This window comes from Agromyces sp. G08B096, from assembly GCF_040267705.1.
Lineage (GTDB): Bacteria > Actinomycetota > Actinomycetes > Actinomycetales > Microbacteriaceae > Agromyces.
This window is the reverse complement of the sequence record NZ_CP158374.1, coordinates 101,626-121,406: the sequence shown is the minus strand read 5'-3', so window position 1 is coordinate 121,406 and position 19,781 is coordinate 101,626. Positions and strand designations below refer to the sequence as shown.

Genomic DNA, 19,781 nt, shown 5'->3' with positions numbered 1-19,781 from the left:
CGCCGCAGGCTCCGCACCATCCCCGTAGCACCTCACGAAGGAGGCGAACCGTGAACATCAAGACCACCTCGACGATCACCGCACTTGGACTGGCGGCCATGATGCTCGCCGGCTGCGCCTCCACCGGTGCGCAGGCGGATGCCGCGGGCGGCGAGGCCCAGACCTCGCCCGCGGCGGAGCTGCGGCTCGGGTACTTCGCGAACGTCACCCACGCGCCCGCGCTCGTCGGACTCGAGGAGGGCCTGTTCGCCGACGCGCTCGGCGAGGACACCGAGCTCACCACCCAGGTCTTCAACGCCGGCCCCGCCGCGGTCGAGGCGCTCTCGGCGGGCGCGATCGACGCGACGTACATCGGGCCGAACCCGTCGATCAACACGTTCATCCAGTCGGGCGGGGCGTCGGCGCGCATCGTCGCGGGCGCCGCGACCGGCGGCGCCGCGCTCGTGGTGCGCGAGGGCATCGACTCGCCGGCCGACCTCGCCGGCACGACGCTCGCCACCCCGCAGCTCGGCAATACGCAGGATGTCGCGCTCCGCAGCTGGCTCGCCGACGAGGGCTTCGAGACCGACGTGCAGGGCGGCGGCGACGTGCACATCACGCCGACCGAGAACGCCCAGACCCTCACCCTCTTCCAGCAGGGTCAGCTCGACGGGGCGTGGCTGCCCGAGCCGTGGGTCTCGCGCCTCATCGTCGACGCGGGCGCGCACGTGCTCGTCGACGAGGCCGACCTCTGGGAGGGCGGCGCGTTCCCCACGACGGTGCTGCTCGTGCGCGCCGAGTTCCTCGAGGAGCACCCCGAGACCGTCGAGGCGCTGCTCGAGGGGCACGTCGCCGCGATCGACTGGATCGGGGAGCACCCCGCCGAGGCCCCGGTCGTGATCAACGGCGCGATCGAGGCAGAGACGGGCAAGCCGCTGGCCGACGCGGTGATCAGCCGGGCGCTCGAGCACGTGCGGTTCTCGGCCGATCCGGTCGCCGCGACCTTCCAGACGCTCGTCGAGAACGGGCTCGAGGCCGGCACCCAGAAGGAGGGCTCGATCGAGGGCCTCTTCGACCTGCGGCTGCTGAACGGGCTGCTCGAGGCCGAGGGCCGCGAGCCGGTCTCGGCCGGCGGGCTCGGCGAGGAGTAGGCCATGGCGGTCCGCACCCCGGCGCCGGCGGGCGCGCCCGCGCGCGATGTCGCGACGTCTCGCCCCGCTGCGATCCGCATCGAGCACGTCGGCAAGCGCTTCGGCGACGGCCCGCTCGTGCTCGACGACGTGAACCTGGAGATCGCGCCCGGCGAGTTCGTGTGCCTCCTGGGGGCGTCGGGGTGCGGCAAGTCCACGCTGCTGAACCTCATCGCGGGCCTCGACCGTGCGACCACCGGCCGCATCGAGACGCCGGGCGAGGGTTCGGCGGTGATGTTCCAGGAGTCCGCGCTGATGCCGTGGCTCACCGCCGGACGGAACGTCGAGCTCGCGCTGCGCCTGCGCGGCGTGCCGCGGCGCGAGCGCCGTCCGCGCGCGCTGGAGCTCCTCGACACCGTGAACCTGGCCGACGCCGCCGACAAGCGGCCGCACGAGCTGTCGGGCGGCATGCGCCAGCGGGTGGCCCTGGCCCGGGCCCTCGCCCAGGACCGCCCGGTGCTGCTCATGGACGAGCCGTTCGCCGCACTCGACGCGATCACCCGCGACCTGCTGCACGAGGAGCTGGAGCGCGTCTGGCGGCAGACGGGCCGCACGATCGTATTCGTCACGCACAACGTCCGCGAGGCGGCCCGCCTCGGCGAGCGCGTGGTGCTGCTCTCGAGCCGGCCGGGCCGGGTCGCGGGCGAGTGGCGGCTGGATGCCTCCGGCCCGCGCCGCATCGAGTCGCCCGAGGTCGCCGCCCTCTCCATCGAGATCACCGACGAGCTGCGGAAGGAGATCCGTCGCAATGCCGCCTGAGGATCTGCTCACCCGTCCCGCCGAGCCGGCGGCCGCGTCGCCCGCCCGCGCCGACGACGAGCTGCGTTCGCTCGCCGCGGGCCTCGACCGCCTCCAGACCGACGCCGAGCGCCGGCCCGGTCCGTGGCGCCGCTTCGCGACGAGCGTCGTGCCGCCGATCGTCTTCGTCCTCGCCCTCCTCGCGGCCTGGCAGCTGTACGTCGTCCTCGCGCAGCCGCGCCCCGACCTCGCGCCGGGCCCCCTCGACGTGGCCGGCGCGCTCGGCACCGCCTGGGAGACGGGCCGGCTGCAGCTCGCCGTCGCCACGAGCCTCGAACGCGGCATCCTCGGCTTCCTCATCGCGGTGGCGGTGGGCACGCCGCTGGGGCTGCTGCTCGCTGAGGTGCGCCCCCTCCGCCGCGCCGTGGGCCCGATCATCTCCGGCCTGCAGGTGCTGCCATCGGTGGCGTGGGTGCCGGCGGCCATCATCTGGTTCCAGCTGTCGGACGCGACCGTGTACTTCGTCGTGCTGATGGGTGCGATCCCGTCGATCGTGAACGGCCTCATCGCGGGCGTCGAGCAGGTGCCGCCGCAGCTGCGCCGTGTGGGCACGGTGCTCGGTGCGGGCCCGGCCCGGCTCGCGACCCTCGTGGTGCTGCCCGCCGCTCTGCCCGGCTACGTCGCCGGGCTGAAGCAGGGCTGGGCGTTCTCGTGGCGGTCGCTCATGGCCGCCGAGATCATCGCGACGGGCGGCACGATCGGGTTCGGCCTCGGCTCGATGCTCGACCAGAGCCGCGAGCTCGCCGATCTCGCGGGGGTGCTCGCCACGATCCTCACCATCCTCGTCATCGGCATCCTCATCGAGCTGGTCGTGTTCGCCCCGCTCGAGCGCCGGATGCTCCGCCGCCGCGGCCTGCTCGTGGAGGCGGGCCGATGAGCGGACAGGTGACGCTGGTCGGCGCCGGGCCGGGCGACCCCGGGCTGCTCACCCTGCGCGGGCTCCGCGCGCTCGAGGCGGCCGACGTGATCGTCGCCGACCGGCTGGGCGCCGGGGCGGTGCTCGACGGCCTCGCTGCCGACGGGGTCGCGCTCACGGCCGAGGTCATCGATGTCGGCAAGCTGCCCGGCCACCACGCGGTCCCGCAGGACGCGATCAACGACCTCCTCGTCACGCTCGCCCGCGAGGGCAAGCGGGTGGTGCGGCTGAAGGGCGGCGACCCGTACGTCTTCGGCCGCGGCGGCGAAGAACTCGCGCACTGCCGCGACGCCGGGGTCGCCTGCGAGGTCGTGCCCGGCATCACGAGCGCGGTCTCCGTCCCGGCGATCGCGGGCATCCCGCTCACCCACCGCGCCGTGGCGACGGCCTTCACGGTCGTCACGGCGCACGACCAGATCGCCGAGCTCGGCGGCGGGCGCGACCACACCGTGGTCCTCCTCATGGGCATCGGCACCCTCGCGAACTCGGCCCTCACGCTCGCCCGCGGGCCGCGCGGCGGCGACTGCCCGGTCGCGATCGTCGAAGACGGCTACGGCCCGAGGCAGCGCGTCACCATCGGCACCCTCGACACCATCGCGGTGCAGGCCGCGCGACGAGGCATCCGCTCGCCCGCCGTCGTCGTGGTCGGCGACGTCGTCGCCCTCAGCCCCTACGCGCCGGCCGAGCTCGCCTCGGCCGCGCCCGATCGAGCACGAAAGGCCCCCAGCCCGTGACCCTCTCCCTCCGCGTCGCCATCGTCGGCGCCGGCCCTGCCGGCATCTACGCCGGCAATATCCTCACCTCGGCCGTCCGCGACCGCGGCGGCGAGGTCGACATCGACCTGTTCGAGTCGCTGCCCGCGCCGTACGGCCTCATCCGCTACGGCGTGGCGCCCGACCACCCTCGCATCAAGGGCATCGTGAACTCGCTGCACGAGATGCTCGACGCCGGCGTCATCCGGCTCATCGCCAACGTCGAGATCGGCCGCGACCTCTCGATCGACGAACTGCACGACCATTACGACGCCGTCATCCTCGCGACGGGAGCGGTGCGCGACGCGACCCTCGACCTCCCCGGCATCGACCTGCCCGGCAGCTACGGCGCCGCCGACTTCGTCTCCTGGTACGACGGCCACCCCGACGTGCCGCGCACCTGGCCGCTCGAAGCCGAGCAGATCGCGGTCATCGGCAACGGCAACGTCGCGCTCGACGTCGCGCGCGTGCTCGCGAAGCATCCGGCCGACCTGCGCTCGACGGATGCCCCGGCCAACGTGCTCGCGGGCCTCGAGGCGTCGCCCGTGACCGACGTGCACGTGTTCGGCCGCCGCGGCCCGGCCGAGGTGAAGTTCACGCCCATCGAACTGCGGGAGCTCGGCGAGGTGCCGAACGTCGACCTCATCGTCTCCGACGAGGACTTCGCCGCGGTCGACGCGTCGCTGGCGCCGAACAACCAGGTGAAGATCATGCTGCGCACCATGGAGTCGTGGCGGACGCGCGAGCGCACGGGCGCCCCGCGGCGGCTGCACCTGCACTTCTTCCACTCGCCGGTCGAGGTGCTCGGCGACGGGCGCGTCGAGGGCATGCGGTTCGAGCGCACCGAGCCGGTGCCCGCCGCCGACGGCGGCACCCCGGGTGCCGTGCGAGGCACCGGCGAGTTCCGCGACTACCCCGTGCAGGCCGTGTACCGCGCCGTCGGCTACTTCGGCTCGCCTGTGATCGGGGCGCCGTTCGACGAGCGGCGCGGGGTCGTGCCGAACGCCGGCGGGCGCGTGCTCGACGAGCGAGGCGAGGCGGTGCCCGGGCTCTACGCCACCGGCTGGATCAAGCGCGGACCCGTCGGCCTCATCGGCCACACGAAGTCCGACGCGATGGAGACCATCGAGCACCTCGTCGCCGACGCCGTCTCGGGCCGCCTCACCGCACCCGCCGTCGCCGACCGCGACGCCGTCCTCGAGCTGCTCGCCGACCGCGAGGTCGAGGTCACGACGTGGGACGGCTGGCTCGCCCTCGACGCGCACGAGCGCGCCCTCGGCGCCGCCGACGCCCACCCGCGCGAGCGCGTGAAGGTCGTGCCGCGGGAGGAGCAGGTCGCGCGCTCGCGCGCCGGCATCCTCACCCGGTGACGGGCGCGACGCGCGAAGCTGGCGGAGCGGATCCCGTGATCGGATGCCGCGGCGGCCGCGAACCCGTGCGAGGATGCCGGACGTGAAGGTCCTCAGCATCCAGTCCTCGGTCGCGTACGGCCACGTCGGCAACTCGGCCGCGGTGTTCCCGCTGCAGCGCATCGGCGTCGAGGTGTGGCCGGTGTACACGGTGCACTTCTCCAACCACACGGGCTACGGCGCGTGGCGCGGCCCGCTGCTCTCGGCCGACGACGTCCGCGACGTCATCACGGGCATCGAGGAGCGCGGCGTGCTCGGCCAGGTCGACGCGGTGCTGTCGGGCTACCAGGGCGGCGAGGACATCGGCGACGTCATCCTCGACGCCGTCGCCCGCGTGAAGGCCGCGAACCCTGCCGCGACGTACACCTGCGACCCCGTGATGGGCAACGCGAAGTCGGGATGCTTCGTGAACCCGGCGATCCCGCCGCTGCTGCGCGAGCGCGTCGTCCCGGCGGCCGATCTCATCACGCCGAACCAGTTCGAGCTCGGCTTCCTCACCGGGACCGAGCCCCACACGCTCGAGGAGACGCTCGTCTCGGCCGACCTCGCCCGCTCGATGGGCCCCCGCACGGTGCTCGTGACGAGCGTCGAGCGCCCGGACGCCCCCGAGGACACCATCGAGATGATGGCCGTCGACGACGAGGGCGCGTGGATCGTGCAGACGCCGCGCCTGCCGCTGAAGGCGAACGGCTCGGGGGATGTCACGGCCGCGCTGTTCACCGCGCACCGGTTCCGCACGGGGTCGAGCGCCGAGGCCCTCGCGGCGACCGCGTCGAGCGTGTTCGACCTGCTGCAGGCGACGCTCGACTCCGGCGAGCGCGAGCTGCAGCTCATCGAGGCGCAGGAGGCGTTCGCGCACCCGCGCCTGCAGTTCACGGTCGAGCGCGTGCGCTGAGCCGGGGTGCGCTGAGCCGAGGTCGCTGAGCCGAGGGCTGCTGCTCGGCCGCGCACCAGCGAGGGTCCGGCCGCTCTCGACAAATTCGCCTCGACCTGCGTAGATTCGCCACTAAGCGCCGGACCGGTGGGGACTGTCCGGCTCCCGGGGGTCGGTTTGGCGAAGGCACGAGCCACACGGCGCGCGATCCGTGCGCCATCGCTCGTCGACGCCCTCATTCCGCTGCTCGCGTTGGGCGTGCTGCTGGCCGGGTCACTGGCCGTCTTCGGTCTCGACGCGCTCGACGGCCCCATCCAGGTGGCCTTGATCCTCTGCGCGATGATCGCCGCCCTCGTCGCGGTGAAGAACGGGCACCCGTGGTCGTCGGTGCAGGAGGCCGGCCAGGAGGCGCTCTCCTCGATCACGAGTGCGATCTTCATCCTGCTGGCGGTGGGCGCGCTCATCGGGACGTGGAACCTCTCGGGGACGATTCCGACGCTCGTCTACTACGGCATCCAGGTGCTCCAGCCCTCCTGGTACTACGCCGCCGCCGCGGTGATCTGTGGGCTCATCGCGTTGAGCATCGGAAGCTCGTGGACGACGACCGGGACGATCGGCGTGGGTCTGGTCGGCATCGCGCTGATGCTGGGGGTATCGCCCGCGATCACGGCCGGCGCGGTGATCTCGGGTGCGTACCTCGGCGACAAGCTCTCGCCGCTGTCCGAGACGTCGGTGCTCGCCTCGCAGCTCGTGAAGGCCGATATCTACGAGCACATCAAGCGTCAGGCATGGACCTCGGTCCCGGCGTTCGTGATCGCGGTGACCGGATTCCTCGTGCTGGGTCTCGTCGGCGCGCCCGACGTCGAGAATCCGGTCGGCATCGACACCGAGCTGAGCAGCCTGAGTTCGATCTACCAGATCACTCCGTGGAATCTCCTGCCGTTGGCCCTGCTGATCGTGCTGTCGATCCGCAAGGTTCCGGCGTCGCTCGCGCTGGCATTCTCGGCGCTCTTCGCGGGCCTGCTCGCCCCGTTCCTGCAGCCGGAGGTCGTCCGAGCATTCGCCGGCGACTCAGGGACGGCCGTCGTCGATGCGATCCGCGCCGCGTGGATGGCGATGGCCAACGGGTTCTCCATCGATACCGGCATCCCGGAGATCGACCAGCTCGTCTCACGGGGCGGCATGGACAGCATGCTGCCGACCCTGTGGCTGATCCTCGGAGCCGTGACGTTCGGGGCCGTCCTCGAGAGATTCGGCTTGATCTCCCGCCTCATCGACCCGCTCATCCATCGCGCCAAGACCACCGGCCGACTGTTCCTGACGGTCTTCGGTTGCGCCTTCGGCCTCAACCTGGTCGCCGGTGACCAGTACATCGCGCTGGTGCTGCCGACGCGCGTGTTCCGCGCCGAGTTCGAGGCCCGCGGGCTCGCGCCGACGATGCTCTCGCGCTTGACCGCCGACAGCGGCACCGTCACCTCGCCGTTGGTGCCATGGAACTCGTGCGGCGCATTCATGGCCGCCGTCCTCGGCGTCCCCACGCTCGCGTACCTGCCCTACTGCTTCTTCAACATCGCCAGCCCGATCCTGAGCGTCGTCTACGGCTTCACCGGTTTCAGGATCGAACGGACCGATCGACCGCCGGCATCGAGAACCGGCGGCGGACTGACCAGCGAGGAGAACGACGGATGAGCGCAACGCCGACGAGGACCACCGCGCAGGACAAGCTCAGCCTCCCGGCCCTGACCGCGATGGTCGTGGGGTCGATGGTCGGCGCTGGCGTCTTCACCCTTCCGCAGCGGTTCGCGAGCCAGACCGGCGTCTACGGCGCCGTCATCGCGTGGCTGATCGCCGGCGCCGGCATGCTGATGCTGGCGTTCGTGTTCCAGAGCCTCGCCGTGCGGAAACCAGATCTCGACAACGGCGTGTACGTCTACGCCCGGACCGGGTTCGGCGTGTACCCCGGCTTCCTCTCGGCATTCGGGTTCTGGGCGAGCTCCTGCGCGGGGAACACCTTCTACTGGGTGCTGATCACCTCGACGCTCAAACCGCTGATCCCGGCGTTCGGCGACGGCGACACCATCTGGGCGGTCGCGGTCTCGTCGGTGTTCGTCTGGGGCTTCTATCTGCTCATCATGCGAGGTGTGAAGGAGGCCGCGGGGATCAACGCGATCGTCACCGCGGCGAAGATCATCCCGCTCGTGCTGTTCGTCGTCGTGGTCGTCTTCGCGTTCGACGCCGAGGTGTTCATCGGCAACCTCACCGGCGGGTACGACATCGGCGGCGAGAGCCTGTTCGGCCAGGTGCAGGGCACCATGCTCGTCACGGTCTTCGTGTTCCTCGGCATCGAGGGCGCGAGCGTCTACTCGAGATACGCGAAGAAGCGGGAGGATGTCGGCAAGGCCACGGTCCTCGGCTTCCTGTCGGTGCTGGCCCTGTTCGCGACGATCTCGATCATCTCCTACGGCGTCCTCCCGCAGGCCGAGCTCGCCGAAGTCCGTCAGCCGTCGGTCGGCAGCGTGCTCGAAGCCGCGGTGGGCCCGTGGGGCGCCTGGTTCATCAGCGCGGGCCTCATCATCTCGGTCCTCGGCGCGTACCTCGCGTGGAGCCTCATGGCGGCGGAGGTGCTCTTCGCGGCCGCCCGGGACAAGGACATGCCGGCCTTCCTCGCCAACTGGACGCCGAAGGGCGTCCCGGGCAACGCGCTGCTCGTCTCGACGCTCTTCATCCAGCTGCTCCTCGTCGTGGTGCTCTTCGTCGACGGCGCCCTGGACTTCATGCTCGACCTCACGGCGTCCCTGGCCCTCATGCCGTTCGCCCTCGCGGCCGGGTACGCGCTGAAGATCGCGATCACTCGCGACGGATACGAGGGTCTGCCGCGGTCCCTGCGCACCCGCGAGCTCGTCGTCGCCGCGATCGCCGTGGTCTACACGCTGTTCCTGGTCTTCGCGGCGGGGCTGCAGTTCCTGCTGCTCGCCTGCCTGCTCCTCGCGCCGGCCACCCTCCTGTACGGGTTCGCGCGACGCGAGCAACGGCAGCGCCTGTTCACCGCGCCCGGGTGGGTGGTCTTCGTCGTCGTGCTCATCGGCGCCGTCGCCTGCATCGTCGGCCTCGTCACCGGATTCGTCGACATCTAGCTCAGAAAGGCATCCCAATGAACACTCCGTCCTCCGCGTACGGCGTCCACTCCGAAGTCGGGGCGCTCCGCAAGGTGCTGGTCTGCGCTCCCGGGCTCGCGCACCGACGCCTCACTCCGACCAATGCGGACTCGCTGCTCTTCGACGACGTGCTGTGGGTCGAGAACGCGCAGCGCGACCACGCCGACTTCGTCGCGAGCCTCCGGGCGAACGGAGTCGACGTCGTGGAGCTGCACGAGCTCCTGGCGGAGACGATGGCGATCGCCGATGCGCGCGAGTGGCTGCTCGACCGGAAGATCACCGCGAACGAGGTCGGGCTCGGCCTGGTCGACGCGACGCGTGCCTTCCTCGAGACCCTCTCGCCGGCGGAGCTGGCCGAATTCCTGATCGGCGGCCTGGCGACCTCCGACGTGCCCGACGAGTACCGCACGGACTACGCGGCACTCGCACGCGAATCGACGGGCGCGCGGGAGTACCTGATGCCGCCACTGCCGAACACGCTCTACACCAGGGACACCACCTGCTGGCTGTACGGCGGCGTGACCCTCAACCCGCTCTACTGGCCGGCACGGCACGACGAGACGCTGCTCATGAAGGCGATCTACCGGTTCCATCCCGACTTCACCGGCTCGGTCGTCTGGTGGGGCGACCCCGAGCAGGACTGGGGGCAGGCCACCTTCGAAGGCGGAGACATCATGCCCGTCGGGAACGGCGTGGTGCTCATGGGTATGAGCGAGCGCACCTCCCGCCAGGCGATCACCCAGGTCGCAGCGGCCCTGTTCGAACAGGGTGCGGCCGAGCGGGTGATCGTCGCGGGCATGCCGAAGCTCCGCGCGGCGATGCACCTCGACACCGTGTTCACGTTCGCGGATCGCGATATCGTCACCCTCTTCCCGAACATCGTGGACAGCATCCACTCGTTCTCGCTTCGGCCGGGCGGCAAGGGCAGCCCCATCCATCTCACCGATGAGGGCACCACTCCCTTCGTCGAGGTCGTGGCCGACGGACTCGGGCTGCCCAAGCTCCACGTCATCGAGACCGGCGGCGATGTCTACGCGTCGGAGCGTCAGCAGTGGGACAGCGGGAACAACGCCGTCGCCCTGAGGCCCGGAGTGGTCTACACCTACGATCGCAACACGCAGACCAACGACTTGCTCCGGAAGGCGGGCGTGGAGGTCATCACCATCGTCGGCGGCGAACTCGGCCGCGGTCGAGGCGGCGGGCACTGCATGACCTGCCCGATCATCCGCGAGCCCGTCGACTACTGACCGCCATGGTCGACCAGGAGGTGACCGCCACGTCCGCTCCTGACGCGTCGACGACGGTCGGAGTCCGCGAGCGGGCAGCGCGAAGCGATGCCCAGGATCCACGGGCGAATCGCGCCCGGAGATGGTGGCACCTCGACTTCGGCGGCCTCATCGGCGGGCTGATCCTCGCGGCGGTCGCGATGACTCCCTCGCTCATGCCCCGCACCGACCTCGCCCAGGGCATCGTCTCGGGGGTCGCGTTTCTGGCCGGGTACTCGGTCGGGGCGGCATGCTCGAGCGTGATCGCGCGGCTTCGGCCGTGGTCGCCGAGTCGTCGAGCCCGGGTCGTTCTCCGAAGCATCGCGGGCGTGATCCTCGGCGGGCTGCTGATCGCCTTCGCCGCGGCGTCGCTGCACTGGCAGAACGACGTGCGTCGTGCGGTGGAGGTGCCCGTCGTCGATGCCTTCGACGTCGTGCTGTTCCTGGCAGGCTTCGTGCCGGTCGTCATCGTCGGCATCGCCATCGGCCGCGGCATCCGTCGTCTCTTCCGGGTCCTGGCGCGACGCCTTGGCCGAGGCTGGGGCGCCGCCGTCACCGTGGTCGGCCTCCTGGCCGTGACCATCGGGGCGCTCGCTCTGGCGTTCCTCGCCCTGGATCGCGTGTATCTCGCCACGAATGGTCAGGTGGCTGACGGCGTCGTCGAGCCCGACAGCGGATTCCGATCGGCCGGCCCGGAGTCGGAAGTGCGCTGGGACCAGGTCGGTCGGCACGGCAGCAGTTTCCTCGCCGGCGGGCCGACCGCCGACGACATCCGGGCGATGACGGGCGCCGCCGCCGTCGAGCCGGTCAGGGTGTACGTCGGCGTCGCCAATGCGCCCACCGTCGAGGAGCGTGCCGCGATGGCCGTTCGAGAACTCGAACGAACCGGCGGGTTCGATCGTGAGGTGCTCGTCGTCGCGACGACGACCGGGTCGGGGTGGTTGGAGCCGCAAGCCGTGGATGCCGTCGAGTACCTTCACGGCGGTGACACGGCGATCGCCGCCATCCAGTTTTCGCACCAACCGAGCTTCGTGTCGTTCCTGCTGGACCCCGACGCACCGGTGGCGTCGTCGAGGGAGTTGTATCGGGCCGTCCACGAGCGATGGATCTCACTGCCTCCCTCGGATCGCCCCGGGCTGTACCTGTACGGACTGAGCCTCGGGGCTCACGGGGCGCAGGCGACGTTCAGTGATCTCTCGGCGCTTCGCGCCGGCACGTCGGGCGCGCTGTTCGCCGGCAGCCCGAACCACTCGGCGATGTGGCGCGAGCTCACCGCCCGCCGAGACGTCGGGAGCCCTGCCTGGAAGCCGGTGGTCGACGACGGCCGCGAAGTGCGGTGGCTGTCGGAGCACGGCGATTTCGACGCGATCGAAGGCCGGTGGGACGAACCGCGGGTCGCGTACCTCCAGCACGGCACCGATCCCGTCACCTGGCTGGGGCCGGAGCTGATCTGGGCGAGCCCCGAATGGCTGGAACCCGGGCAACGGGCGCCCGATGTGAGCGATTCGATGGTCTGGATCCCGCTGGTCACTGCGGTGCAGCTCGTGATCGACAAGTTCGCGAGCGACCACGTTCCGGCAAGCCATGGCCACAACTACGGCGATGTCTATGTCGACGGCTGGCGCTCCGTCTCGGGGGACGCCGACCTCCCGCAGGACGCCATCGACCGCATCCAGGCGAGGATCGAGGCATACGCCCCGACCCAGCCCACCGGCCGGTACCTCGAGTAGCCGGCAGGCGACCGTTTCACGATGAAGGAGCGAATCCGAATGAGCGATGTCAAGGTGTCCGGCTGGGCCGGATGGGGAGTGTTCGCAGCGATCATGCTGATCCTCGCCGGAAGCTTCGACATGTTGTACGGCTTCATCGCACTGGCTCTGCCCGACAGCGCCTATCTGCAGGCGCCGACGGGTGCGCTGTTGCTGTTCGACGTGGCGGGCTGGGGCTGGTGGCATGTCATCAGCGGTGCGCTGCTCGTGCTGGTCGGCGCTGCGCTGTTCTCGGGGGCGGCGTGGGCGAGGGTCGCGGCCGTCATCCTCGTGACGTTCAACGCCATCGGCCAGCTCGCCCTCCTGCCCGTGCAACCCTGGTGGTCGCTCATCGTGCTCAGCCTCGACATCCTCGTGATCTATGCGATCACGGTGCACGGGAGGGACCTGATCGCCGCAGGGCCCGGTCGCCGACGCAGCTGAGGCAGGTTCGAGCGGCCGCCGAGGTCACTCGGCCCGGCTGAGCCGGGCGATGAGCTCGTCGATGACGGTGCCGACGAGGCGCGGCATCTCGACGGCCTCGGGTTCGAGCAGCCACTGCAGCTGCAGGCCGTCCATGACGGCGATGAGGGTGGATGCCGCGTCGGCGAGCGCCTGCTCGTCGGTGCTGCCGGTGACCTCGCCGAAGACGCCCGCGATCTTCTCGCGGAGGATGTGCGTGCGTTCGTGGAAGTAGTCGTGCGCGGGGTGCCCATCTGCGACCGACTCGCCGGAGAGCACGGTGTAGGCCTGCACGACACCGCGGCGGCGGGTGTTCTCGTCGACGGTGTCGACGAGGTGCTGGAGGAACGCGGGCCCTTCGGTCTGGGCGCGGGCGGGCACACCGGCGGCCTCCTCGCCGTCGCGGTACTTCAGCATCGCGATCAGCAGGCCCTCCTTCGAGCCGAAGTGGTGCAGGACCCCGGCGTGGGTCATCCCGGCCTCTTCGGCCACCTCGACGAGCGCGCCCTTGTGGTAACCGTGCGCGCCGAAGACCTTCATGGCGGCTTTCAGCACTGCCTCGCGTCGTTCGAGCGTGCGCGCCTGCGGTCGCTGGACGCGCTCCGCGGCGGCCTTGCCGCGGGGTTCGCCCTGCGTCGTGTCGACCAATTCGCCGTTCCCTCCCGTGCGCGCCGCTCCGACCCGCGCGTCGAGTGCAGCATTCCACGCGTTCGCCGGATGCTGCCAACCGTCGGCGTTACCGAACCGTAATGCGCAGACTTACTTACAAGTCAGTAAGTGTGTCACGATGTTCGGCGTCACCTCAACGACGAGCCTGAACGGAGTGCTGTGAGCTCGACCACGACCGCCCCCGGCGAGACGATCGCCCCCGACCGGGCACCCGACCCGGCCGCCCTCGCGGCCACCCTCCCGCTGGAGGACAAGGTCCGGCTCCTCACCGGCGCGGCCACCTGGACCCTCCCCGAACTGCCGCAGGTCGGGCTTCGGACCATCACCGTCTCCGACGGCCCGATCGGGGTGCGCGGCACCGGCGAAGACGGCCTGCCGTCGGCGCAGCTGCCCTCGCCGAGCGCTACGGCCGCCACATGGGACGAACGGCTCCAGGCCGAGCTCGGCGCGCTCATGGCCGCCGAGGCGAGGCGCAAGGGCATCGACATCGTGCTCGCTCCCGTCGTGAACCTGCAGCGCAGCCCGGTCGGCGGTCGTCACTTCGAGTGCCTCTCCGAGGATCCGCTGCTCACCGCGCGGCTGGCCGTCGCGTTCGTGCAGGCCATCCAGGCCGAGGGCATCGGCACCTCGGTGAAGCACTTCGTCGGCAACGAGACCGAGACCGATCGCACCGAGTACCTCGCGCGCATCGACGAGCAGACCCTCCGCGAGGTCTACCTCGCCCCGTTCCAGGCCGTCGTCGAGGCCGGCGTCTGGACGATCATGGCCGCCTACAACGGCATCGAACGCGACGGCGTCGGCGCCACCGCGACCGCGCACCGCCCGCTGCTCGACGGACTCCTCAAGGGCGAGTGGGGCTTCGACGGCGTCGTCGTGAGCGACTGGCTCGCCACCAAGCACACCGCCGAGTCCGCGCTCGCCGGGCTCGACCTCGTGATGCCCGGCCCCGGCGGGCCCTGGGGCGACGCCCTGCTCGCCGAGGTCCGCGCCGGGCGAGTGCCCGAGGCGGTCATCGACGACAAGGTCGCGCGGATCCTGCGCCTCGCCGAGCGAGTCGGGGCGCTCAGCGGCATCCCCGGCACCGTGGAGCCGTACGACGCGCACGGCGCCACGGAGGACCCCGCCGGCGAGGAGACCGTCGCGCTGCTCCGCGAGGCGGCGGCCCGATCGACCGTCGTGCTGCGCAACGACCGCGGCCTGCTGCCGGTCGCGCCGACCGGTACGGATGCCCCGCGCCGCATCGCCCTCATCGGCCACAACGCCGTCGAGCCGTTCACCCAGGGCGGCGGCAGCGCGTTCGTCACGCCGCCGCACGTGTCCGACCCGCTCGCGGCGCTCCGCGAGGCGTACCCCGGCGCCGAGATCACCCGGCACCGCGGGGGCCCCACCACCGTGAAGGCGCCGCTCGTGCCCGCCGGCCTCCTCCGCACGCCGGAGGGCGAGCCCGGGATCCTCATCGAGGAGCTCGGCGACGAGGGCGACGTGCTCGGCCGGCTCGTGCTCCCCGACGCCGAGGCCCTCTGGTTCCCGGTGACCCGCGCAGGCACCGCCCGCGTGCGCCTCACCGTCGACCTCGCGCTCGAGGAGCCCGGTGTGCACGTGGTCGACCTCGGTCCGGTCGGCGCGCACCGCATCGTCGTCGACGGCGTCGAACGGAGCCGCTCCGACCGCGAGGTCGGCGCCGAGGTCATCCTCGACTCCAGCTACAGCAACCCGGCGCACGTCGAGACGCCGGTCGAGCTCGGCGAGCCCCGACGGGTCCGGGTCGAGGCCGACCTCCAGGTCGTCGACGGCGAGTCGTACGGGCGGTTCGTCCGCCTGCACTTCCGCTACCGGGCCCCCGGGCCGTCGATCGACGAGGAGCTCGACCTCGCGGTCGCTGCAGCGTCCGCCGCGGACCTCGCGGTCGTCGTCATCGGCACCAACCCCGAGACCGAGTCGGAGGGCTGGGATCGCCCCACGCTCGCGCTGCCCGGCCGGCAGGACGAGCTCGTCCGCCGCGTCGCCGCCGCGAACCCGAGCACCGTCGTCGTCGTGAACGCCGGCGCGCCCGTCATCCTCCCCTGGCTCGACGAGGTGCCCGCCGCGCTCTGGTGGTGGCTGCCCGGCCAGGAGGCGGGCGCCTCGCTCGCCGCCGTCCTCACCGGCGCCATCGAGCCGAGCGGCCGACTCCCGTGGACCCTGCCGGCCCGCGAGGCCGACGTGCCCGTGCCCGACGGCATCCCCGTCGACGGCGTCATCGACTACACCGAGGGCGTGCACGTCGGCCACCGCGGCTGGGACCGCCTCGACCGCACCCCCGCACGCGAGTTCGGCTTCGGCCTCGGATACGCCGACTGGGAGTACCGCTCGGTGCGCATCGAGGAAGCCGCGGACGGGGCATCCCCCTTCGTCATCGCCGAAGCGGTGATCGCCAACACCGGCGCTCGCCCGGGCCGCGAGGTCGTGCAGGCGTACCTCGAGGCTCCCGCGGCGCCGGCCGAGGAGGTCGGCTACGCCCGCCCCCTTCGCTGGCTCGCCGGCTTCGCCGTCGTCGACGCCGACCCCGGCGCCGAGGCCACCGTCCGCATCGAGATCGCGCGCCGCGCCTTCGAGGTGTGGGACGTCGACCGCTCCGAGTGGCACCTGCCGCCCGGGGAGTACCGCCTCCGCATCGGCCGCTCCAGCCGGGACCTGCGACTCGCAGCCCCGGTGCCGGTCGAGGACGGGGCATCCCAGTAATACCGAGCGTCCTGCTCACTCACAATGGATCGAATGCAAGGAGGCATTGACATGCGAAAGCGCATCCTGGCCACCGGGGCCGTCCTGGTCGCGGCCGGCCTGGTGTTCACGGGCTGCAGCGGAGACGCCGGCGGCGGTGGCGACACGGGCACCAAGGTGCTCACCGTCGGCATGCCCAACGGACCGCAGCAGCCCAACCACAACCCGCTGGCCACCGGCTCGGCCTCGCTCTCGCTCGGCTACGCCTTCGCGGTCTACGAGTCGCTCATGCAGGTCAACGAGATCGACCCGACCGCGCCGCCCACGCCGTGGCTCGCCGAGTCGGTCGAGTGGAACGCCGACTCCACCCAGGCGGTCATCACCGCCCGCGAGGGCGTGAAGTGGTCCGACGGCGAGGACTTCACCGCAGAGGACATCGCGTTCTCCATCCAGCTCCGTAAGGACAACCCCGAGCTGAACATCGACTTCCCCGACCAGTACGGCGACATCACCGTCGACGGCAACCAGATCACGGTGAACTTCACCACGGGGCAGTACGTCAACCAGGTGAAGCTCTACAAGCTGCTGATCGTGCCCGAGCACCTCTGGGCCGACCAGGACGCGGTGAACTGGACCGACGACGAGATGATCGGCACCGGCCCGTTCAAGCTGAAGACCTTCACCCCGCAGGCCGTGACGCTCGAGCCGAACCCCGACTACTGGGGCGAGAAGCCGAAGGTCGCGCAGCTCCGCTACGACGCCTTCAACGACAACGCGGGGCTCACGACCGCCCTCACCACCGGCGAGGCGCAGTGGGGCTGGACGTTCATCCCCGACTACGAGGAGACGTTCATCGCGAAGAACCCCGAGCACTACGCCCAGGTCGCGGGCGGCGGGTTCGGCGTCGACGTGCTGTACCTCAACACCGAGACGAAGCCGTTCAACGACGTCGCGTTCCGCAAGGCGCTCAACATGGTCGTCGACCGCGGCGACATCTCGGAGACCGCCGGCTACGGCGTGTGGCCCGAGATCACGAGCGTCACCGGCCTGCCGCAGCCGTCTGGCGACGCCTTCATCTCCGACGAGTACCAGGGCCAGGAGCTCGAGGTCGACGTCGAGGGCGCCAAGCAGGTGCTGACCGACGCCGGCTACACCTGGCAGGGCGAGCAGCTCGTCGACCCGGACGGCGAACCCGTCTCGTTCACGCTCACCAACCCGAGCGGCTGGACCGACTACCTCGACGCGCTCGGCATCATCGCCGAGGGCGCCGCCGAGCTCGGCGCCGAGGCCACGGTCGAGCCCATCGTCCAGGACACCTGGTTCAACGACACCATCCCGTTCGGCAACTTCCAGGCGTCGCTGCACTGGACCGACGGCGGCTCCACGCCGTGGAACATGTACGCGAACATCATGGACGGCGCCTCCTACGTGCCGCTCGGCGAGACCGCGAACTGGAACTTCGGCCGCTACAAGAACGACGAGGTCACCCAGGCGCTCGCGACCTACAAGGCCGCGACGACCGACGAGGAGCGCCAGGCCGCGCTCGACGTCGTGCAGAAGCACTTCGTCGAGGATGTCCCGGGCATCATCATCTGGTCCCGCCCCGCCGTCGCCCAGTACTCCACGGTGAACTACACGGGCTTCCCGACCGCCGAGGACCCCTACGCCAACCCGCAGCCCACCGGGCCGCAGGCGGCGCTCATCCTCTCCAAGCTCGAGCCGACGAAGTAACGTCGGCCCGGCACCGATCCACCCGGTGCGGCGGGCGCGCAGCGCCCGCCGCACCACCCCCGAGCATCCCCACAGGTGAGGCATGACTGACGACGACATCCCCGTCCTCCAGGCGGTCGAGCTGCGGAAGCACTTCAAGCTGCGCGGCGTCGGCTCGCGCGACGTCGTGCACGCCGTCGACGACGTGAGCTTCGAGCTCCGCCGCGGCAGCGTGCTCGCCCTCGTGGGCGAGTCGGGCTCGGGCAAGTCGACCATCGCCCGGCTGCTCGCCCAGCTCATGCCGCTGACCGGCGGCCGGCTGCTCCTGCACGGCGAGGACGCCACCGCACGCGGGCGCCGCGCCTTCCGCCGCTACGTCGGCCGCGTGCAGATGATCTTCCAGGACCCGTTCGGGTCGCTGAACCCCGTGCACACCGTGCGGTACGTGCTCACCCGGAGCCTGCGCATCCACCGCGGGCGGCTCCGGGGCGCCGAGCTCGAGCAGGCCCTCGTCGATCTCCTCGACCGCGTGCAGCTGAAGCCCGCCCAACGCTACCTCGACAAGTTCCCCCACGAGCTCTCCGGCGGCCAGCGCCAGCGCGTCGCCATCGCCCGGGCCCTCGCCGCCGACCCCGAGGTGCTGCTCGCCGACGAGCCGATCTCGATGCTCGACGTCTCGATCCGCCTCGGCATCCTGAACCTCCTCCAAGACCTCCGCGACCGGCTCCGCATCGCGATCCTCTACATCACGCACGACATCGCCTCGGCCCGCTACTTCGCCGACCGCACGATGGTCATGTACGCCGGCCGCATCGTCGAGACCGGCGACTCCGAGTCGGTCACCCAGGATCCGAAGCATCCGTACACGCAGCTGCTCGTGCGCTCGGCGCCCGACCCCGACGACCTCGAGGCGCGCGCCCACGGCGCCCGCGGCGAGGCGCCGAGCCTCGTGAAGCCGCCGAGCGGATGCCGCTTCCACCCGCGCTGCCCGTTCGCGGTCGAGCTCTGCCGCACCGAGACGCCGCCGCTCCTCGCCGTCGGCGACGGCCGCCAGGCGGCCTGCTGGGGCTACTCCGACCGGCCCGACCGGCCCGACCTCGGCTCGGTGCTCGAGGCCTACGGCGATCGCGCGGCGCTCATCGGCGAGACGGCGACGGGCGTGGAGGCATCCGCATGAGGTTCTTCATCCGCCGCGCGATCTTCTACGTGATCACCTTCTGGGCAGCGGTCACCATCAACTTCTTCATCCCGCGGATCATGCCGGGCGACCCGGTGAGCGCGCTCATCGCGAAGAACCAGGGCCGCATCTCCACCGATGCGATCGCGTCGCTCCGCACCCTGTTCGGGCTCGACCAGGACACCACGCTCTGGCAGCAGTACCTCGACTACTGGGGCCTGCTCTTCCGCGGCGAGCTCGGCATCTCGTTCACCTACTTCCCGACCCCGGTGGCGCAGGTCATCGCGCAGGCGCTGCCGTGGACCATCGGCCTCGTCGGCGTCGCGACCATCCTGAGCTTCACGATCGGCACCCTCATCGGCACGGGCATCGGCTGGCGCCGGGGCACCTGGGCCGACTCGCTGCTGCCCATCTCCACGTTCTTCTCCGCGGTGCCGTACTTCTGGCTCGCGCTCATCGCGATCTCGATCTTCTCGGTCACCCTCGGGTGGTTCCCCGCCTCCGGCAGCTACGACCGGTCGCTCGTGCCGGCGTTCAGCTGGGAGTTCGTGGGCTCGGTCATCTGGTACGCGATCCTGCCCGCGACGACGGTCGTCATCGCCTCCATCTCGGGCTGGATCCTCGGCATGCGGAACATGATGGTCACCGTCTCCAGCGAGGACTACGTCACCGTCGCCCAGGCCAAGGGGCTCTCCGAGCGCCGCGTGATGTTCGGCTACGCGGCGCGCAACGCGATCCTGCCGCAGGTGTCGAGCTTCGCGCTCTCGCTCGGCTTCATCGTCGGCGGCACCCTCGTGATGGAGATCGTCTTCTCGTACCAGGGCATCGGCTACTACCTGTTCACGGCCGTCGCGGCGAAGGACTACCCCCTCATGCAGGGCATCTTCCTCGTCATCACGATCGCGGTGCTGCTCGCCAACATCGTGGCCGACGTCGTCTACGGGATCCTCGATCCGCGCACCAGGCAGGAGGGCTGA

Annotated in this window: 16 protein-coding genes; 15 read left to right on the top strand and 1 reads right to left on the bottom strand. The window is 71.1% G+C overall.

Annotated elements, in window-relative coordinates; genetic code table 11:
• The first annotated feature begins 50 nt into the window (after nt 1-50).
• From ABIQ69_RS00600 to ABIQ69_RS00550, 11 genes are all read left to right on the top strand, one after another.
• Entirely contained in the window at nt 51-1,130 is a 1,080-nt protein-coding gene (locus tag ABIQ69_RS00600) for an ABC transporter substrate-binding protein (protein WP_350348458.1), read from the top strand.
• Between the two features lie 3 nt (nt 1,131-1,133).
• Nucleotides 1,134-1,928, top strand: coding sequence for an ABC transporter ATP-binding protein (locus tag ABIQ69_RS00595; protein WP_350348457.1), 795 nt, complete (start codon nt 1,134-1,136; stop codon nt 1,926-1,928).
• Nucleotides 1,918-2,844: an ABC transporter permease gene (locus ABIQ69_RS00590; RefSeq protein WP_350348456.1), complete on the top strand. Its 927-nt coding sequence runs from the start codon at nt 1,918-1,920 to the stop codon at nt 2,842-2,844. Before ABIQ69_RS00595 ends, ABIQ69_RS00590 begins: the two co-directional genes overlap by 11 nt.
• A complete protein-coding gene (gene cobA, locus ABIQ69_RS00585) occupies nt 2,841-3,617 on the top strand; it encodes a uroporphyrinogen-III C-methyltransferase (RefSeq protein ID WP_350348455.1) in 777 nt (258 codons plus the stop codon). The genes ABIQ69_RS00590 and cobA overlap by 4 nt, the downstream gene beginning before the upstream one ends.
• Nucleotides 3,614-5,005, top strand: a complete 1,392-nt coding sequence (locus tag ABIQ69_RS00580; RefSeq protein ID WP_350348454.1) for an FAD-dependent oxidoreductase — start codon at nt 3,614-3,616, stop codon at nt 5,003-5,005. Before cobA ends, ABIQ69_RS00580 begins: the two co-directional genes overlap by 4 nt.
• An 82-nt stretch (nt 5,006-5,087) precedes the next feature.
• A complete protein-coding gene (gene pdxY, locus ABIQ69_RS00575; RefSeq protein WP_350348453.1) occupies nt 5,088-5,939 on the top strand; it encodes a pyridoxal kinase PdxY in 852 nt (283 codons plus the stop codon).
• A gap of 156 nt (nt 5,940-6,095) precedes the next feature.
• Nucleotides 6,096-7,607: a Na+/H+ antiporter NhaC gene (nhaC, locus tag ABIQ69_RS00570; protein WP_350348452.1), complete on the top strand. Its 1,512-nt coding sequence runs from the start codon at nt 6,096-6,098 to the stop codon at nt 7,605-7,607.
• Nucleotides 7,604-9,052 carry a basic amino acid/polyamine antiporter gene (locus ABIQ69_RS00565; RefSeq protein ID WP_350348451.1) on the top strand — a complete coding sequence of 483 codons (1,449 nt, stop codon included), beginning with the start codon at nt 7,604-7,606 and terminating at the stop codon, nt 9,050-9,052. The genes nhaC and ABIQ69_RS00565 overlap by 4 nt, the downstream gene beginning before the upstream one ends.
• 17 nt (nt 9,053-9,069) lie before the next feature.
• Nucleotides 9,070-10,320 (top strand): arginine deiminase, encoded by a 1,251-nt coding sequence (arcA, locus tag ABIQ69_RS00560; protein WP_350348450.1) that lies wholly within the window; start codon nt 9,070-9,072, stop codon nt 10,318-10,320.
• Nucleotides 10,321-10,325: 5 nt separating this feature from the next.
• Nucleotides 10,326-12,068, top strand: coding sequence for an alpha/beta-hydrolase family protein (locus tag ABIQ69_RS00555; protein ID WP_350348449.1), 1,743 nt, complete (start codon nt 10,326-10,328; stop codon nt 12,066-12,068).
• Between the two features lie 39 nt (nt 12,069-12,107).
• Complete coding sequence (locus tag ABIQ69_RS00550) at nt 12,108-12,530, top strand: hypothetical protein (protein WP_350348448.1); 423 nt, start codon at nt 12,108-12,110, stop codon at nt 12,528-12,530.
• A 24-nt stretch (nt 12,531-12,554) separates the two neighbouring features.
• Here ABIQ69_RS00550 and ABIQ69_RS00545 read toward each other — a convergent pair whose 3' ends face one another.
• On the bottom strand, nt 12,555-13,196 hold the full coding sequence (locus ABIQ69_RS00545; protein WP_350348447.1) for a TetR/AcrR family transcriptional regulator: 642 nt from the start codon (nt 13,194-13,196) through the stop codon (nt 12,555-12,557).
• 180 nt (nt 13,197-13,376) lie between these two features.
• On the opposite strand from ABIQ69_RS00545, the gene ABIQ69_RS00540 reads away from it, so the two are divergent.
• The 4 genes from ABIQ69_RS00540 to ABIQ69_RS00525 all read left to right on the top strand — a co-directional run bounded on the left by ABIQ69_RS00540 (nt 13,377) and on the right by ABIQ69_RS00525 (nt 19,781).
• Nucleotides 13,377-15,938, top strand: coding sequence for a glycoside hydrolase family 3 C-terminal domain-containing protein (locus tag ABIQ69_RS00540; RefSeq protein ID WP_350348446.1), 2,562 nt, complete (start codon nt 13,377-13,379; stop codon nt 15,936-15,938).
• A 51-nt stretch (nt 15,939-15,989) separates the two neighbouring features.
• Nucleotides 15,990-17,648, top strand: coding sequence for an ABC transporter substrate-binding protein (locus ABIQ69_RS00535; RefSeq protein ID WP_350348445.1), 1,659 nt, complete (start codon nt 15,990-15,992; stop codon nt 17,646-17,648).
• 82 nt (nt 17,649-17,730) lie between these two features.
• On the top strand, nt 17,731-18,804 hold the full coding sequence (locus ABIQ69_RS00530) for an ABC transporter ATP-binding protein (RefSeq protein WP_350348444.1): 1,074 nt from the start codon (nt 17,731-17,733) through the stop codon (nt 18,802-18,804).
• Nucleotides 18,801-19,781: an ABC transporter permease gene (locus tag ABIQ69_RS00525; RefSeq protein ID WP_350348443.1), complete on the top strand. Its 981-nt coding sequence runs from the start codon at nt 18,801-18,803 to the stop codon at nt 19,779-19,781. The genes ABIQ69_RS00530 and ABIQ69_RS00525 overlap by 4 nt, the downstream gene beginning before the upstream one ends.